General features: G+C 41.5%; 11 protein-coding genes. 9 read left to right on the top strand and 2 right to left on the bottom strand.

The window, feature by feature from the left end; genetic code table 11:
* Positions 1 to 88 precede the first annotated feature (88 nt).
* From R2Q80_RS13490 to R2Q80_RS13460, 7 genes are all read left to right on the top strand, one after another.
* Positions 89 to 3,130 carry a SusC/RagA family TonB-linked outer membrane protein gene (locus R2Q80_RS13490; protein ID WP_047798559.1) on the top strand — a complete coding sequence of 1,014 codons (3,042 nt, stop codon included), beginning with the start codon at positions 89 to 91 and terminating at the stop codon, positions 3,128 to 3,130.
* A gap of 10 nt (positions 3,131 to 3,140) precedes the next feature.
* Positions 3,141 to 4,619, top strand: coding sequence for a RagB/SusD family nutrient uptake outer membrane protein (locus R2Q80_RS13485; RefSeq protein ID WP_316800089.1), 1,479 nt, complete (start codon positions 3,141 to 3,143; stop codon positions 4,617 to 4,619).
* A 60-nt stretch (positions 4,620 to 4,679) separates the two neighbouring features.
* A complete protein-coding gene (locus R2Q80_RS13480) occupies positions 4,680 to 6,344 on the top strand; it encodes a glucoamylase family protein (RefSeq protein ID WP_316800088.1) in 1,665 nt (554 codons plus the stop codon).
* Positions 6,345 to 6,357: 13 nt separating this feature from the next.
* Positions 6,358 to 7,725, top strand: a complete 1,368-nt coding sequence (locus tag R2Q80_RS13475; RefSeq protein ID WP_316800087.1) for a glucoamylase family protein — start codon at positions 6,358 to 6,360, stop codon at positions 7,723 to 7,725.
* Between the two features lie 76 nt (positions 7,726 to 7,801).
* The gene (locus tag R2Q80_RS13470) at positions 7,802 to 9,547 is read left to right on the top strand and encodes a discoidin domain-containing protein (protein WP_316800086.1); all 1,746 of its coding nucleotides are present in this window, start codon (positions 7,802 to 7,804) and stop codon (positions 9,545 to 9,547) included.
* 29 nt (positions 9,548 to 9,576) lie between these two features.
* Positions 9,577 to 11,874 (top strand): beta-glucosidase BglX, encoded by a 2,298-nt coding sequence (gene bglX, locus R2Q80_RS13465; protein WP_316800085.1) that lies wholly within the window; start codon positions 9,577 to 9,579, stop codon positions 11,872 to 11,874.
* Between the two features lie 78 nt (positions 11,875 to 11,952).
* Positions 11,953 to 12,732 carry a prolyl oligopeptidase family serine peptidase gene (locus R2Q80_RS13460; protein ID WP_316800084.1) on the top strand — a complete coding sequence of 260 codons (780 nt, stop codon included), beginning with the start codon at positions 11,953 to 11,955 and terminating at the stop codon, positions 12,730 to 12,732.
* A gap of 45 nt (positions 12,733 to 12,777) precedes the next feature.
* Here R2Q80_RS13460 and R2Q80_RS13455 read toward each other — a convergent pair whose 3' ends face one another.
* Together R2Q80_RS13455 and R2Q80_RS13450 are read right to left on the bottom strand one after the other, a co-directional pair.
* Positions 12,778 to 13,506: a YebC/PmpR family DNA-binding transcriptional regulator gene (locus R2Q80_RS13455; RefSeq protein ID WP_316800083.1), complete on the bottom strand. Its 729-nt coding sequence runs from the start codon at positions 13,504 to 13,506 to the stop codon at positions 12,778 to 12,780.
* A gap of 111 nt (positions 13,507 to 13,617) precedes the next feature.
* Positions 13,618 to 14,565 (bottom strand): NAD-dependent epimerase/dehydratase family protein, encoded by a 948-nt coding sequence (locus tag R2Q80_RS13450; RefSeq protein WP_316800082.1) that lies wholly within the window; start codon positions 14,563 to 14,565, stop codon positions 13,618 to 13,620.
* A 200-nt stretch (positions 14,566 to 14,765) separates the two neighbouring features.
* Here R2Q80_RS13450 and R2Q80_RS13445 point away from each other — a divergent pair, with 200 nt between their 5' ends.
* Both R2Q80_RS13445 and R2Q80_RS13440 read left to right on the top strand, forming a co-directional pair.
* Positions 14,766 to 15,326 (top strand): sigma-70 family RNA polymerase sigma factor, encoded by a 561-nt coding sequence (locus R2Q80_RS13445; protein ID WP_316800081.1) that lies wholly within the window; start codon positions 14,766 to 14,768, stop codon positions 15,324 to 15,326.
* 104 nt (positions 15,327 to 15,430) lie between these two features.
* Positions 15,431 to 16,444 (top strand): FecR family protein, encoded by a 1,014-nt coding sequence (locus R2Q80_RS13440; protein ID WP_316800080.1) that lies wholly within the window; start codon positions 15,431 to 15,433, stop codon positions 16,442 to 16,444.
* The last annotated feature ends 60 nt before the right edge of the window (positions 16,445 to 16,504 follow it).

Genomic DNA, 16,504 nt, shown 5'->3' with positions numbered 1-16,504 from the left:
TGTAATAATGTATAGGTCTTGGCACTTGCACAAGCAGAAAAACAACCTCAACTTTAACATAACAATTAAACTAAATTATAATAATAGCATGAAAAGAATCTTTACAAGAATTTCTGTTCTCGCTGCACTTTGCTTGCTAACCATTAACGTAGCAATTGCGCAAAACATTACCGTAAAAGGTAAGGTAACTGACGGAGGCGACAAGTCATCTTTGCCAGGCGTAACCATTACAATTAAAGGCGCACAAGGAGGCACGCAAACAGATGCCGATGGAAACTATTCAATCAGTGTACCATCAACAGCAACACTGGTATTTAACTTCGTTGGTTATACTGCACAAGAGCAGGCAGTAGCTAACCGCACCTCTATTAATGTAGCATTACTTTCCAGCACGCAACAACTCGAGCAGGTTGTAGTGGTGGGTTACGGCACGCAAAGAAAGATTGATGTAACAGGATCGGTGGCGAGTGTAAAAGGAGAAGAGATTTCGAAACAGGCGTCGACAAATCCTGTGAGTGCATTGCAGGGAAAAGTAGCTGGGGTAACAATTACAAACGCAGGTAGTCCGGGAAGTTCCCCTCAAATCAAAATCAGAGGCCAGGGAACTATTTATGGTTCTGCAAACCCTTTATACGTAGTTGACGGTGTTTGGTATGACGATATCAACTTTTTAAATCCCGGCGACATTGAAAATATCAGTATTTTGAAAGATGCCTCAGCACAGTCAATTTTCGGTATTCGTGCCGCGAACGGAGTTGTTCTGGTAACGACTAAAAAAGGGCGTACCAATACTCCGACTACTATTAATTATGATGGCTATGTTGGTTTCCAAAAAGTGACCAATCAGGTTGAAATGGCAAATGCATCAGAATATGCAACCATTATAAATGAGTTGTATACATCAAATGGCAATGCTGCATTATTCAGTAATACCAACCTTGGGGAAGGAACAAACTGGTACGATCAGGCTTTGAGAAACGCACTTGTGACCAACCATCAGGTTTCGATAATGGGCGGTTCAGAAAAATCTAATTACAATTTATCGCTCGGTTATCTGAATCAGGATGGTATTATTAAAACCAATAATTATAAAAGATACACAGCCCGCTTGTCAAATGATATCCAAATTTTCAAACCATTGAAAGTTGGCTATACTGTTACAGGAGTGATGGGAAACACTAAAGACAACCCATCGAGTATTTATCATCAATTATTTGCAGCTTCTCCAACAGTACCGGTATTCAATGCAGACGGTAGCTATGGCGATCCTAAAAGTCAGAATTTAGGTGATGGTGCTAACTTCAATCCACAGGCAACTTTAGATTTTTTTAATTCACAATCAAAAAACAACAGAGTTACAGGAAATGTATATGCTGAATTAAAATTTGCAAAGCATTTCACATTCAAGACAAGTTTGGGTGGAGAATTCGGACAAATTGAGACAAGAGCATATGTGCCAAAATACTATGCTACCCTGGCTCAACAAAGTAACATAAGTACTTTAACCTTGGGAAGAACAGAAACCAGAAACTGGTTAATTGAAAATACCCTGACTTATAATAATACGATCGCAAAGGATCATAACCTGACAGTATTAGTTGGACAATCTGCACAACAGAACAAAAGTTACAACTTAACAGGTACAGCTCAAAATGTTCCGTTCAACACTGAGGCAGACTTATATTTAACACTAGGTGACTTAGCCAGCAGAACAATTGTTGATGGAGGCTCACTTTATAAGTTTGCATCATATTTTACCAGAGCAAACTACAGTTTCAAAAACAAATACCTTTTGAATGCATCAGTTCGTGCAGACGGGGCCTCTCAGTTTTTTGGATCTGATACCTGGGGTTATTTTCCATCTGTAGGTTTAGGCTGGGTAGTAACGGAGGAAGGTTTTATGAAAGACCAAAAGATCTTTAACTCACTAAAAATCCGTGGTAGCTGGGGCAAGATTGGAAACGCAGCAGTTCCAAGAAATCCAACTCAGTTAAACATCACTCAAACACCAGATCTTACTGCAGTTTTCGGTAATGATTTAACTTATACGGGTGCAAACGTTTTCTCTTATGTTCCACCTACAATTTCCTGGGAACGTGGAGTGGGTACAAACATTGGTTTCGAGGCCTCATTACTTAAAAGCAGGTTGTCAATAGAAGCCGACTACTATCTACGAAAAACTTCACAATCGATATTCAATTTACCAATTTTGGGTAGTTTAGGTTCAAAAGATCCTCAAATCTTAGGAAATCAGGCGGATCTGGAGAACAAAGGCTTTGAATTTTCGGCAACATGGAGAGACCGTTCGGAGGGTGGCTTCGGATACTCGCTTAGTGGAAACGTGGCATATAATGCCAATAAGGTTACCAATGTAGTTTCAGGTGCAAATCCAATTTACGCAGGAAGTACTGGTATTACCAACGGGTATCTGGCAACAAGAACAGTTGCAGGTCAACCAGTGGGACAATTTTACGGCTATCAGGTAGTTGGAATTTTCCAGACTGCAGCAGAAATTGCATCATCACCAACGCAGTCGAACGCTGCTCCGGGCGGCTTTAAATATCAGGATGTTAATGGAGATGGCATTATCAATGCAAATGATAAGGTTGTTCTGGGAAATCCTAACCCCAGATTCACCTATGGTTTCAACACTAGTTTTGAATACAAAAATTTCGACCTTGCTTTGGATTTCCAGGGTGTAGCAGGTGTTGAGGTTTATAATGCCAACATTGCATTCCGTTACGGAAATGAGAACTTCACAAAAGATTTTTATGATAACAGATGGCATGGTGCTGGGACATCAAATACCTATCCATCAGCAAACGTGGGCGGATCAGCTAACTCTGCGCCAAATTCATTCTTTGTAGAAAGTGGTTCATATTTTAGAATTCGTAATGCTCAATTGGGTTATACCTTGCCAAAAGCAATCACTGAAAAATTAAAAATGCAAAAAGTTCGTTTTTACGCCAATGCGCAGAATGCACTTAACATTTTCGGATATAAAGGATTTAGCCCGGAGATTGTAGCTTCGACAACTCAAAATAGTCCATCATCACTGAATGCTGGTATCGACGCTAATGTGTATCCATTATTTGCTACATACAACTTTGGTATTAACGTAACTTTCTAAAACTAAAACAATGAAAAATATAATATATAAAAATGCTGTTTTAGGAATAGGCCTTTTAGGCTTAGTAACTATTACGCCTGGCTGTAAAAAAAGCTTTTTAGACGTTCCAACTCAGGCAGAACAAGCATCCGGCACCTTTTGGGTAGATCAGAATGACGCAGCTAAAGGAGTAAATTCAATTTATGCAAATTTAAGGGCTTGGGGTAATACCGCTTTCCCGGCTATAGCTGTGGAAAGCATGGGTGCCGATGAGGCAGAAAAAGGAAGTAGCCCTACCGATGCAACATATTTCAATGACTACGATACCTTTAGTGTAAATCCGGCTGACGGGCAATTATCCGGCTTCTGGAATGCACAATATCAAAATATCTTTCTTGCTAATCAGGTGTTGACCAATGTTCCAAAAATTTCGATGGATGCAGCGCTTAAAAGCAGGTATTTAGCAGAGGCCAAGTTTATTCGTGCATTATCTTATTTTAGATTAGTGAGAGCTTTTGGAGACATTCCATTAAGAACAACTGTTGCTGCCGATGCAAGTGAATACAATATTGCGAAATCTCCAAAAGCACAGGTTTATGCTTTAATCGAGTCAGATTTAAATGATGCAGCTGCAGTTCTGCCTCAAAGCTATCTGGCTACAGATTTGGGAAGAGCCACAAAAGGTGCGGCATTAGGCCTTCACGCTAAAGTTGCCATGTATCAAAAGAAATGGAGCGATGTACTTTCTTACACGAATTCCGTAATGACCTTAGGTTATTCGTTGCTTCCTGTTTATGATAATGTTTTCCGTGTTGCAGCTGAAAATGGCGTTGAATCAGTGTTTGAAATTCAGGCAGCTTTAATTCCTGGAAATGCAGCTGCTTCTAACTCACAATATTCTCAGGTTCAGGGTGTACGCGGCGTCACTGGTGGCGGATGGGGCTTTAATGTACCTACGGCAGCATTAGCAGCGGCTTTCGAAACAGGAGATCCCCGCAGGGATGCGACAATAATTTTCAGAGGTGAAACTACCCCACAAGGTGATGTGATAGCAGCAACTGGTGATAACCCAATGTACAACCAAAAATCATATGTTCCTTTCAGCATGTATGTAAGTGGTTTCAATGAGGGTTGTCAGCAAAACTTCAGGGTATTGCGTTATTCGGATATCTTATTGATGAATGCTGAAGCTGCCAACGAATTAGGAAACAGTGCTCAGGCTATTAGTTCACTTGAAATCGTTAGAGCAAGAGCACGCCAGGGTAATGCAGCAATTCTTCCTAAAGTTACTTCTACCGATCAAACTACACTACGTAATGCGATCTGGAAAGAGCGCCAGGTAGAATTGGCCATGGAGTATGATCGTTATTTCGATGTGATCCGTCAGGGACGTGGAACAGCTGTTTTCGGACCTAAAGGATGGAAGGCTAATAAGAATGAAGTTTGGCCAATCCCACAAACAGAAATCGATATCAGTGGCGGTTTATTAACGCAAAACCCAGGTTACTAAAACAACATAAATGAAAATAAGGGCTGCCCATGGTGGCGGCCTTTATTTTAATATCTCCTCATGACAAAATACTGGATAATTTCCTGCTTATTCCTGTTCAGCTTTTTATCCTGTAAAAAAAGCGAAACGGCTGATGCTACTAATCCGGCAATAATACCATCGACTTATACTTTCTCCTCACTAACGGTAAATGGTAATTACAACGGCCTCTCCTACTACGGCCTGAATACTTTACCTGTAGTGAAATTCACCTTTCTATCTTCAATTAACAGCTCATCAATTGGTGGAAACATCACATTAAAAGATCAGGCCGGCAACGCCATATCTTACACTTCAACATTAGAGAACAACGATAATACTGTTGTAGTTACCACATCCGCGCTACAACCGATTACAAAATATACATTAACAGTGAATCCTGGACTACTTTCCAAAACAGGAAATAAACTACAAAGCAGCGTAGTGGTTAATCTCACTACTGCTCCGGATGATACCGATAAGTTTTCCCGGATCAGTGATGACGATCTTTTAACCCTGGTTCAAAAGCAAACCTTTAAATATTTCTGGGAGTTTGGGCATCCTGTTAGTAGACTGGCCAGAGAAAGGAATTCATCAGGCAATACTGTAACTACTGGCGGATCGGGATTCGGAGTGATGGCTTTAATCACTGGCATCAGCCGCAATTTTATTAGCCGTGCTGAAGGTCTTGCCCGTATCCGGAAGATGGTATCATTTCTAAAAACCGCCGACCGTTTCCACGGTGCTTATCCCCACTGGCTGGACGGAAGTACAGGCAAAGTTATTCCTTTCAGCACAAAAGACAATGGAGGCGATCTAATAGAAACTTCTTACCTCATGGCAGGCTTACTCACTGCCAGGCAATATTTCAATGGTACAGATGCAGACGAAACCACATTAAGGAGCGATATCAATATCATTTATAATGGAGTAGAATGGAACTGGTACAGAAAAAATAACAGTGATACATTATACTGGCACTGGAGCCCTACCTACAACTGGGATATGAACCTGCCCATCACGGGTTGGAATGAGTGTTTGATCACGTATGTGCTGGCCGCTGCATCCTCTACTTATGCTATTCCGAAAACAGTTTATGATACTGGCTGGGCAAAGAATGGAGCAATGAAAAATGGCAATACTTACTATGGTGTTCAGCTTCCCCTCGGAACTGCTGGCGGAGGACCGTTATTTTTCTCCCAATACTCTTTTATGGGTATTAACCCCATCGGATTAAGTGATGCTTACGCCAATTACGAGACACAGACTAAAGCGCATACACTGATTAATTACAACTACTGTAAGGCCAACCCGGCTGGTAACTATGGCTATGGCGAGAACTGCTGGGGATTGACCGCCAGCGACATTCAAAATGGCTATACGGCTAGTTCAACGACCAATGATGTTGGAACAATAGCCCCCACGGCAGCCATTAGCTCAATAGCCTACACACCTGCCGAATCGATGCAGGCTCTAAGATATTTTTATTACAAGTTAGGAAATAAAATGTGGGGAGATTACGGATTCTACGATGCCTTCACCCTGAAAGACGCCTGGTTTGCATCATCAACGCTGGCTATTGATCAGGGGCCTATAGTAGTGATGATCGAAAATTACAGAACGAAATTGATCTGGAACCTGTTCATGAGTGCACCAGAAGTAAAAGCCACTATGAAAAACTTAGGTTTTACCAGCCCTAACCTTTAAATCTATTCCCGATATGAAAGCTACATTCCGAAAACTACTAATTTTTATACCACTCATATTATCCTTCTCCTCTTTTGCGCAGCAGGCTAAGAAACCTTATCATCCGGATTTAAACATTAAAAAGAATTTAACCGATGAGCAATTGCTGAATCTGGTACAAAAACAAACCTTTCAATATTTCTGGGATGGAGCAGAGCCTGTTTCAGGTGCAGGCCGGGAGCGTTTTCACGTTGACAATATTTATCCTGAAAATGACAAAAGCACGGTTGCTACCGGCGCTACAGGATTTGGTTTAATGGCCATTCTGAGTGGTATCGACAGGGGCTACGTATCTAGGGCGGATGGCTTGAAGCGCCTGAACAAAATCCTTAATTTTCTGGAGAAAGCAGATCGTTTTCATGGTGCCTGGCCACACTGGCTATATGGTGAAACCGGAAAAGTGCGGCCCTTTGGCAAAAAGGATAATGGTGGTGATCTGGTAGAAACATCGTTCATTGCCCAGTCGTTAATCTGCATCAACGCCTACTATCAACATGGATCAGCCGCGGAAAAAGCGTTGGCAAAAAAAGCAGATGAATTGTGGAAAGGCATCGATTTCAACTGGTACCGCAACGGCGGGCAAAATGTCCTTTTCTGGCACTGGTCGCCTGAGTACCAATGGGAAATGAATTTTCCCGTAAAAGGCTATAACGAATGTTTGATTATGTACGTGCTGGCTGCTTCTTCTCCTACACACACTGTACCTGTGTCAGTTTACCATGAAGGTTGGGCCCGTAAAGGAGAAATAAAAACCAGCTTCGAAGTGTACGGCCATCCTTTCACACTCGACTACCAAGGTCAGAAAAAATCTGTAGGACCATTGTTCTGGGCACATTATTCTTATCTCGGTTTAAATCCAAAAGGCTTAAAAGATCAGTATGCAAACTATTGGGAAAACAATGTAAATCACACACTGGCCATTCACGATTATTGTGTTGCCAACCCAAAAGGCTTTAAAGGCTATAGTGAGAACAGCTGGGGGTTAACTGCAAGTTATTCGGTTAAAGGATACGCGGCACACAATCCGCAGGAAGACTTCGGCGTGATATCCCCTACCGCAGCAATCTCTTCAATTCCATATACACCAAAAGAATCTATGAAAGTGATCAGATACTTATATGAAAACCTGGGAGAAAAGGTTTGGGGTAAATATGGATTTTATGACGCTTTTTCAGAAACGGATAACTGGTATCCGAAGAGGTATTTAGGCATTGATCAGGGTCCGATGGTGGTGATGATTGAAAACTACCGTTCCGGCTTGCTGTGGAAACTGTTTATGAGTAATAAAGATGTACAAAAAGGGCTTAGCAAGTTAGGTTTTAAAAGTCCGGAGATAAAATAATCAACCTGATGTGAGGCATGGAGATCATCTTAAATGATACTTTCCATTCCCGCAGCGACGGCATAAAGTTTTTGATATGAGAAAAATCATACTTATCCTCTTCATTTTAACTTCTTTTCTGGCGCTTCATGCGCAGAAACAAAAGACGTACTGTAATCCCATCAATGTTAATTATGGTTATACGCCTTTTGAGTCGTTTACGGAATGGGGTAAACACCGGGCAACTGCTGATCCGGTAATCGTAAACTACAAAGGAGAGTTTTTGCTGTTCAGTACCAATCAATGGGGTTACTGGCACAGTTCGGATATGCTGAACTGGAAGTTTATTGAGCGTAAATTTCTCCGTCCCTGGAACAAAACGAAAGATGAGCTTTGTGCACCTGGAGTGGGAATTATCGGTGATACTGTAGTTGTTTTCGGAAGTACGTATACGAAGGACTTTACCTTATGGGGAAGCACTGATCCATTAGGAAACAAATGGTTTCCCCTGGTAGATTCATTAGAAATAGGGGGCTGGGATCCGGCATTCTTCACAGATGATGACGGGAGGTTTTACATGTACAACGGCAGCAGCAATGTATATCCGATGTATGGAATAGAACTGGATCGTAAAACATTTAAACCCATTGGCACGCGGACCCCTATGTACCTGTTACAGGGCTGGCGATATGGCTGGCAAAGGTTTGGAGAGCATATGGACAATACCTTTCTGGATGCATTTGCTGAAGGGGCATGGATGACCAAGCACAACGGCAAATACTATTTCCAGTATGGGGCACCAGGAACAGAGTTTAGTGGCTATTCGGATGGCGTAGTGGTAGGCACCAAACCTTTGTTTGATGGGTCGGAGGCTATTCCTCAGTCTGACCCGCTCAGCTACAAAGGTGGCGGTTTCTCGCGGGGCGCCGGCCACGGTGCAACCTTCATAGATAACAGCAATAACTACTGGCACATTTCGACCAGCATTATCTGTGTAAAAAACACCTGGGAACGAAGAATGGGCATCTGGCCAACAGGTTTCGATAAGGATGATGTGATGTGGACCAATACTGCTTTCGGCGATTACCCGCTATACCTCCCTTCGGAACGTAAGGAAGGCGGCCCTGCAGGTCCGGGATGGATGCTGATTAACTATAAAAAGCCAGTAACCGTTTCTTCCACCCTCGGTAGTTTTCACGCCAACAACGCCGTTGATGAAAGCATTAAAACCTACTGGAGTGCAAAAACTTCAAATAGTGGCGAATGGATCCAAACTGACTTAGGAAGCCTCGCTACTGTAAATGCCATACAGATTAATTATGCCGATCAGGACGCTGAATTTATCGGAAAACAGACGGGAATTTATCATCAGTATAAATTATTGTCATCCCCAGACGGCAAAAAGTGGACTACACTGGTTGATAAAAGTAAAAACAAAACTGATGTACCTCACGATTATATCGAACTTGAAAGACCCGTTAAAACCAGATTTATCAAAATGGTGAATATCCATATCCCTACCGGAAAGTTTGCTATTAGTGGTTTACGGATTTTCGGTAATGGCAATGGCGAAAAGCCTGCCGAAGTAAAAGACCTGATTGTACTGAGGACTGAAAAAGATAAGCGCAGTGCTTATATTAAATGGCAGCCAGTTGATAATGCTTTCGCCTATAATCTTTATTACGGAACGGCTCCCGATAAGCTTTATAACTGCATCATGATCCACGACTTCAATGAACACTGGTTTAAAGCAATGGACAGTCAGAAAGCTTATTATTTCTCTATTGAATCAATAAATGAGAATGGGGTATCGGCCAGAACCGCAGTTAAAAAAGTTGAATAAATTTTAAATGAATTAAACACACATATATAATGAACAGAGCGAGAATCCTTGTTGTTTTATTAACAACCCTGGTGTTGAATGTTTCAGCACAAACCAAAAAACCTGTATCTGCGGCAGATGCAAAAATGAATACGTTTATCGATAACCTCATGTCGAAAATGACGGTTGATGAAAAAATCGGGCAGCTGAATTTACCAAGTTCGGGAGATATTACTACCGGACAGGCAAACAGCAGCGATATTGGCAAGAAGATAAAGGATGGTCAGGTAGGTGGCTTGTTCAACATTAAGGGTGTTGAAAAAATCAGAGCCGTACAGAAGGTGGCGATAGAAGAAAGCCGGATGAAAATCCCCTTGTTATTTGGAATGGATGTCATCCACGGCTACAATACTGTATTTCCAATTCCGTTGGGAATGAGCTGTACCTGGGATATGGCAGCAGTTCAGAAATCAGCAAGGGTGGCTGCTATTGAAGCGAGTGCCAGCGGTATCAACTGGACCTTCTCTCCAATGGTAGATATTTCGCGTGATCAGCGCTGGGGACGAATTTCAGAAGGAAATGGTGAGGATCCGTACCTGGGATCGCAGATTGCAGCGGCTATGGTTAAAGGTTATCAGGGAAAATTACAGGCCAACAACGAGATCCTGGCCTGTGTTAAACACTATGCTTTGTATGGAGCCGCCGAAGCTGGCAGGGATTACAATACCACAGACATGAGCAAAGTACGCATGTATAATGAGTATTTCCCGCCTTATAAAGCTGCTGTTGATGCAGGTGCAGCGAGCATTATGGCCTCCTTTAACGAGGTAGACGGAATTCCGGCGACAGGCAGTAAATGGTTAATGACAGAAGTTTTGCGCAACCAATGGGGCTTTAAAGGCTTCGTGGTAACAGACTACACAGGTATTCCTGAAATGATCGCACACGGTATGGGCGATTTACAGACCGTCTCTGCCCTCGCCATGAATGCAGGCATCGATATGGATATGGTGGGCGAAGGCTTCTTAGGTACGCTAAAAAAATCATTGGCAGAGAAGAAAGTATCAATAAATGAGATCAACAGGGCATGTCGCCTTGTGCTTCAGGCAAAATACAAATTAGGTTTATTTACAGACCCCTATAAATTCTGTGATGCCCAACGTGCTGAAAAAGAGGTATTTAATACAGAAAACCGTCAGATAGCCAGAGAGATTTCGGCAGAAAGCTTTGTATTACTTAAAAATAATAACAACCTTCTTCCCCTAAAAAAAAGCGGAACAATTGGATTAATCGGCCCCTTGGCCGACAATACTGCTAATATGTACGGTACCTGGAGTGTTGCAGCTTTGTTCGACAAATCGGTAACAGTGTTACAGGGATTAAAGAATGCAGTTGGCAGTGATGTTAAGATATTAACCGCCCGTGGTTCAAATTTCCTGGCAGATTCAGCATTAGAGCATCGCTATGTTAACGTTCACAATCCTACTTACAAACGCGATTCAAGGTCGGAGGAAGAGCTGATCAAAGAAGCCTTAAAAGTAGCAGAGAAATCGGATGTCATCGTAACTACTTTAGGTGAAGGCTCAGAATTTACAGGCGAAAGCAGCAGTGTAACTGACATACAGATTCCTGAAACGCAAAAAAACCTGCTAAAGGCTTTGGCTAAAACCGGAAAACCGATTGTATTGGTATTGTTCACCGGGCGTCCGCTGGCATTGAAGTGGGAGTCGGAAAACATACCAGCCATTTTAAATGTATGGTTCCCTGGAAGCGAAGCTGGGAATTCCATTGCCGACGTGCTTTTTGGAAAGGTAAATCCTTCAGGTAAACTGAGTGCAACCTTCCCCCAAAACGTTGGTCAGGTGCCATTATACTACGCACACAAGAATACCGGCCGTCCCCTGGCAGAGGGCAAATGGTTTGAAAAGTTCCGCTCCAATTATTTAGATGTAAGCAATGATCCGTTGTATCCTTTCGGTTTCGGTTTAAGCTACACTACATTTACCTACAGCGATGTTAAACTGAGCTCAAATACCTTAACCAAAGGTAAATCACTTACGGCTTCGGTTACGTTGACCAACAGTGGAAAATACGATGGTAAAGAAGTTGTACAATTATATCTCCGCGATTTGGTTGGCAGCATAACCCGCCCGGTAAAAGAATTAAAAGGTTTTCAGAAAGTAAGCCTGAAGGCTGGCGAAAGCAAGACCATTACTTTCAATATTTCAGAAAATGACCTCAAATTTTATAATTCAGATTTAAAATTTGTTGCCGAGCCTGGAGATTTCCAGGTGTTTATTGGTACCAATTCAAGAGATGTTAAAGAAGCGGCATTTGCTTTAAAATAATCAATTCACAAATTGTTAGGTTAGTGTTATGGAACCCTGTGCTATTGTAAAATAGTCAGGGTTTTCTATTTTTGTTGTATGAAAAAGATTTTTCTGGCCATCTGCCTGCTGATTACAGCAAACGCTCTTAACGCTCAGGATTTTAAGAAATATGATAGGGGAAGCTATGTGAAGGGGACAGATTCCATTTACTATAGAATCCTTTTCCCCGAGCAGTTCGACCCAAAACAAAAATATCCGGTGTTATTTGTACTTCATGGTCGTGGAGAGAGTGGCAGTGACAACGAGAAACAGTTAACGCATGGGGCTAAACTTTTTTTGACTGCTGATGTCAGGAAGACCTTCCCGGCCATCGTGGTTTTCCCCCAGTGTGCAGCAAATGATTACTGGGCCAATGTAAACATTACCACTAATGACAAAGCCAAAAGAAATTTCAGCTTTGTTGAGGGAGGTAAACCAACAAAGGCCATGCATGCCTTACAGGGAATGGTAAAAGACTTTTTAAAGAAGCCTTTTGTAAACAAACAACAGGTTTATGTTGGAGGGTTATCCATGGGTGGAATGGGCACTTATGAATTATTAAGGAGGCAACGGCGAACCTTCGCCGCAGCGTTTGCCATTTGCGGGGGTGATAATACCAATAACATTAAAAAGTATGAAACGGTGCCCTTATGGATTTTTCACGGAGCGAAAGATGATGTTGTAGATCCGGCTTATTCTATTGCCATTTCAGAACGTTTGAAGATGGTTGGACAGGAAGTCAAGTTTACGCTTTATCCGAATGCAAATCACAACAGCTGGGATAGTGCCTTTGCAGAGCCGGGATTATTGCCCTGGTTATTTAGCCACAAAAAGTAAGAAAAAAACCCGCAGCTTGTGAAAGCTGCGGGTTTTTATTTTGATTTATTCGGCCATATTATGATACACCGCCTGAACGTCATCATCCTCTTCCAGTTTATCAATCAGCTTCATTACATCAGCTGCCTGCTCTTCAGTAACCTCGTGATGTGACAAAGCGATGCGCTCCAATTTTGAGCTTTTCAGTTCAATACCTTTTTCTTCCAGGGCTTTTTGCAGAGATCCGAAATTTTCGAAAGCACCTTGTGCAACAGCAACATCATTTCCTTCTTCATCGGCCTCTACATAGAGTTCTTCCAAACCTGCATCGATCAATTCAAACTCCAGTTCTTCCAGATCCAGTCCTTCTGCAGGTACGAAACGAAAAATAGACTTACGATTGAAAACAAAGTCTAATGAACCGGTTTTACCCAGTGAGCCATCAGTTTTGTTGAAATAGCTACGCACGTTAGCCACCGTACGATTGGTATTATCTGTAGCTGTTTCGATAAGTACCGCAACACCATGAGGTGCGTAACCTTCGTAAACAATCTCTTCATAATTGGCCATAGATTTATCAGAGGCACGCTTGATCGCAGCCTCTACCCTATCTTTTGGCATGTTTACTGCTTTAGCGTTTTGCATAGCCGTACGCAGGCGCGAGTTCGTTTCAGGATGAGGTCCCGATTCCTTAACGGCCATTACAATATCTTTTCCAATACGCGTAAACTGAACAGCCATTTTGGCCCAACGCTTAAATTTTCTCTCTTTTCTAAATTCGAATGCTCTTCCCATTGTTAGTATCAACTATTTAGTATCAAGTATCAAGACTGGTAGCCTTGAGCATACTTTCAACTTAATTTATTTATTATCTCTTTATTATCAACTATTTATTACCCTGATCATTTAGCTCTTTTTCAAATTATTTAACATGTCAATTGTCATTTTCGATAAATCGAATTCTGGTTTCCACCCCCAGTCTTTCGCGGCGAACTGATCATCAATTGATCTTGGCCAGCTGTTTGCAATTTGCTGACGGGGATCATTATCGGCGTAAGTTAACTTAAAATCGGGAATATGTTTTCTAATTTCTGCCGCCAGCACTTCCGGAGTAAAGCTTACCCCTGCAAAGTTATAGCTGCTACGTACAGAAATCTGATCTGCCGGAGCATCCATCAACTCGATCGTACCACGGATGGCATCATCCATATACATCATAGGAAGTTCAGTTCCCGCACTAAGAAAGCTTTGGTAACTGCCTTTTTTCAATGCTTCGTGAAAAATATGGATAGCATAATCTGTTGTTCCCCCACCAGGTGCCGCTTTCCAGCTGATTAATCCCGGATACCGAATGCTCCGAACGTCCAGTCCGTACTTTTGGTTATAATACTCACACCAGCGTTCGCCGGCAAGCTTACTGATGCCATAAACAGTATTTGGATCCATCACACAATATTGTGAGGTATTATCTTTTGGAGAATTAGGTCCGAAAACGGCGATTGAGCTTGGCCAATACACTTTGGCTACCTTATATTCCAGTGCTAAATCCAAAACGTTCAAAAGACCGTTCATATTCAGGTCCCATGCCAGTTTAGGATTTTGCTCTCCTGTTGCAGATAACAATGCGGCCAACAGATAAACCTGAGTGGGTTTGTACTTTTTGAAAATGCCATTAATCATTTCCTTGTCAAGCACGTTCACAAACTCGAATGGCGCAGAATTTTTGATGTCGTAATCTGGTCTGCGGATGTCGCAGGCCACAACATGATCTTCACCATATATCTTGCGTAGTGTAGTCACCAACTCGGTACCAATTTGTCCGTTGGAACCCAAAACAATAATTTTTTCTTGCATAATGTTTATAGATTTCGCAAAGGTAAAAATTTGAGAGAAAAGGGCTATAAAATATTTAAGCTAAGTACGTAGCTTTAACTATATTTTTTCAACCTCAGCCGTTAAACACCTGCGGTGTTGGGTATTTTGACCCGGGAACGGTTGAGAATAAAATATTTTATTACTTTTACAATCAGTCACCCTGATAACCAAATAAATAAATGACTCCTCTAGCGCCTGAAAAGTCAATAGATTTAGTGGAGCGTCTTAAGCGAGGCGATAAGCTGGCGTACGAACAAATTTATTTCTCTTTTTCAAAAGCATTACTGATTACGGCATACAGGAAAACTGGTGATAAGGTAGTTGCAGAGGAACTCGTTCAGAACATTTTTATTTCGCTTTGGGAGAAACACGCTGAGCTGGAAATCAATAACCTCAGTGCCTGGCTGTTCGGCGCATTAAAGCTGAGCGTGCTTAATCACATCAGAAGCCTGGTAAGCGCGAATAAGTACATGGAGTACCAGACTTTGACCTATTCTGAGCATCATGAAGAGACCAGCAACCTGGTCGACTTGCATGACCTGACATCCATTATCGAAAAAAGCATTAATTCATTGCCGGAAAAAACACAGGAAGTATTCAGGCTAAGCCGCTATCAACACCATTCCACCAAAGACATCTCTGCCGAACTCAACATCTCTGAAAAAGCGGTTGAGTACCACATTACCCGTTCAATCAAGAGAATTAAAGAATACATTAAGAATTTTTACATCTTTTTGTAGTTGAATATCAACGACTTAAAAATATTTTTAAATTTTTAGCTACTTCTGTTTAGGGATTCGGCCTGCTTGCGTTACTTGTATGTATAGAGCCAAATATTTTCTTTATGAATCAACAGTTACTCAACGATTTGTTATCCCGTTACCAAACCGGGCGTTGCACTGAAGCAGAAATGCTTTGGGTTGATAAGTGGTATCATAATTTAAATCATAAAAACATCACCGATCTTTCTTCAAGTGAACTGGAAGAAATGCAGGATCAGATCTGGTTGAAAATCAATCAAACAAAGCCAGTAGCTGAGAACAAATTCAAAATCAGAGAAATGTGGCCGAAGTTTGCCATTGCCGCTTCAGTTATCATAGCATTTTTACTCGGAGGTTTATACTTACTCAACTACAATGCCAGCGAGCAATCCTTTATAAGCGATAATGGGGACTTGGAACTGATCAGTAAAACAAATGAAACTGATAGTCTGATCACACTGTCGTTAAGTGACAACAGTACAGTGATGTTAAAACCAAAAGCCAATATTCTATATCCTAAAGTTTTTGCTGCAAAGAAGAGAATGGTTTACCTTAAAGGTGCTGCTTTCTTTACGGTAAGCAAAAATGCAAAGCGGCCTTTTTATGTGTATAATCAAAATCTTGTGGTACGGGTTTTAGGCACCAGCTTTTGGGTTAAATCATCTACAAATGTACTACCTGCCCAGGTTGCAGTGCGCACAGGAAAAGTTCAGGTCGCCGAAAATAAAAACAGCTCGTTATTTAACACTGATGAAAAGCTGGCTACCCCGATATTGCTTACTCCGAATCAAAAAGGTGTTTTCACTAGTCATAAACTTAATAAAACATTGGTAAGTAAGCCAATTCCATTGGCAGAGGCTTATCACATACCGTCGAGTTTAAGCTATAATTTCAGGGAAGAAAGAATAGAAAAGATTTTCAAAACCTTATCGGAAGCTTATGGAATTGAGATAAAATCTGATAATGAGCAGATTTTAGAATATACTTTCACAGGAGATTTAAGTAAAAAAGGACTTTATGAGCAGCTTGATCTCATTTGTGGCACACTCTCCAGCAAATACACCATACAAGGAACCACGATATTGGTTTCTAAGTAAACTAACCAAAATATATAAAAATTATGAAGAGAGAAAAATACTACCACAGTCCATAGCCGC

It is taken from the genome of Pedobacter frigidisoli (assembly GCF_032678525.1).
GTDB classification, from domain to species: domain Bacteria; phylum Bacteroidota; class Bacteroidia; order Sphingobacteriales; family Sphingobacteriaceae; genus Pedobacter; species Pedobacter frigidisoli_A.
Note: the sequence above shows the minus strand (reverse complement) of the source record. Positions and strands in the feature narration are given on the sequence as shown.

What these genes read in the sequence shown, in the direction of transcription:
- R2Q80_RS13475 (WP_316800087.1), top strand. Translation starts at nt 6,358, where the DNA reads ATGAAAGCTACATTCCGAAAACTACTAATTTTTATACCACTCATATTA.
- R2Q80_RS13450 (WP_316800082.1), bottom strand. Translation starts at nt 14,565, where the DNA reads ATGCAAGAAAAAATTATTGTTTTGGGTTCCAACGGACAAATTGGTACC.
- R2Q80_RS13440 (WP_316800080.1), top strand. Translation starts at nt 15,431, where the DNA reads ATGAATCAACAGTTACTCAACGATTTGTTATCCCGTTACCAAACCGGG.
- R2Q80_RS13460 (WP_316800084.1), top strand. Translation starts at nt 11,953, where the DNA reads ATGAAAAAGATTTTTCTGGCCATCTGCCTGCTGATTACAGCAAACGCT.
- bglX (WP_316800085.1), top strand. Translation starts at nt 9,577, where the DNA reads ATGAACAGAGCGAGAATCCTTGTTGTTTTATTAACAACCCTGGTGTTG.
- R2Q80_RS13490 (WP_047798559.1), top strand. Translation starts at nt 89, where the DNA reads ATGAAAAGAATCTTTACAAGAATTTCTGTTCTCGCTGCACTTTGCTTG.
- R2Q80_RS13480 (WP_316800088.1), top strand. Translation starts at nt 4,680, where the DNA reads ATGACAAAATACTGGATAATTTCCTGCTTATTCCTGTTCAGCTTTTTA.
- R2Q80_RS13485 (WP_316800089.1), top strand. Translation starts at nt 3,141, where the DNA reads ATGAAAAATATAATATATAAAAATGCTGTTTTAGGAATAGGCCTTTTA.
- R2Q80_RS13470 (WP_316800086.1), top strand. Translation starts at nt 7,802, where the DNA reads ATGAGAAAAATCATACTTATCCTCTTCATTTTAACTTCTTTTCTGGCG.
- R2Q80_RS13445 (WP_316800081.1), top strand. Translation starts at nt 14,766, where the DNA reads ATGACTCCTCTAGCGCCTGAAAAGTCAATAGATTTAGTGGAGCGTCTT.
- R2Q80_RS13455 (WP_316800083.1), bottom strand. Translation starts at nt 13,506, where the DNA reads ATGGGAAGAGCATTCGAATTTAGAAAAGAGAGAAAATTTAAGCGTTGG.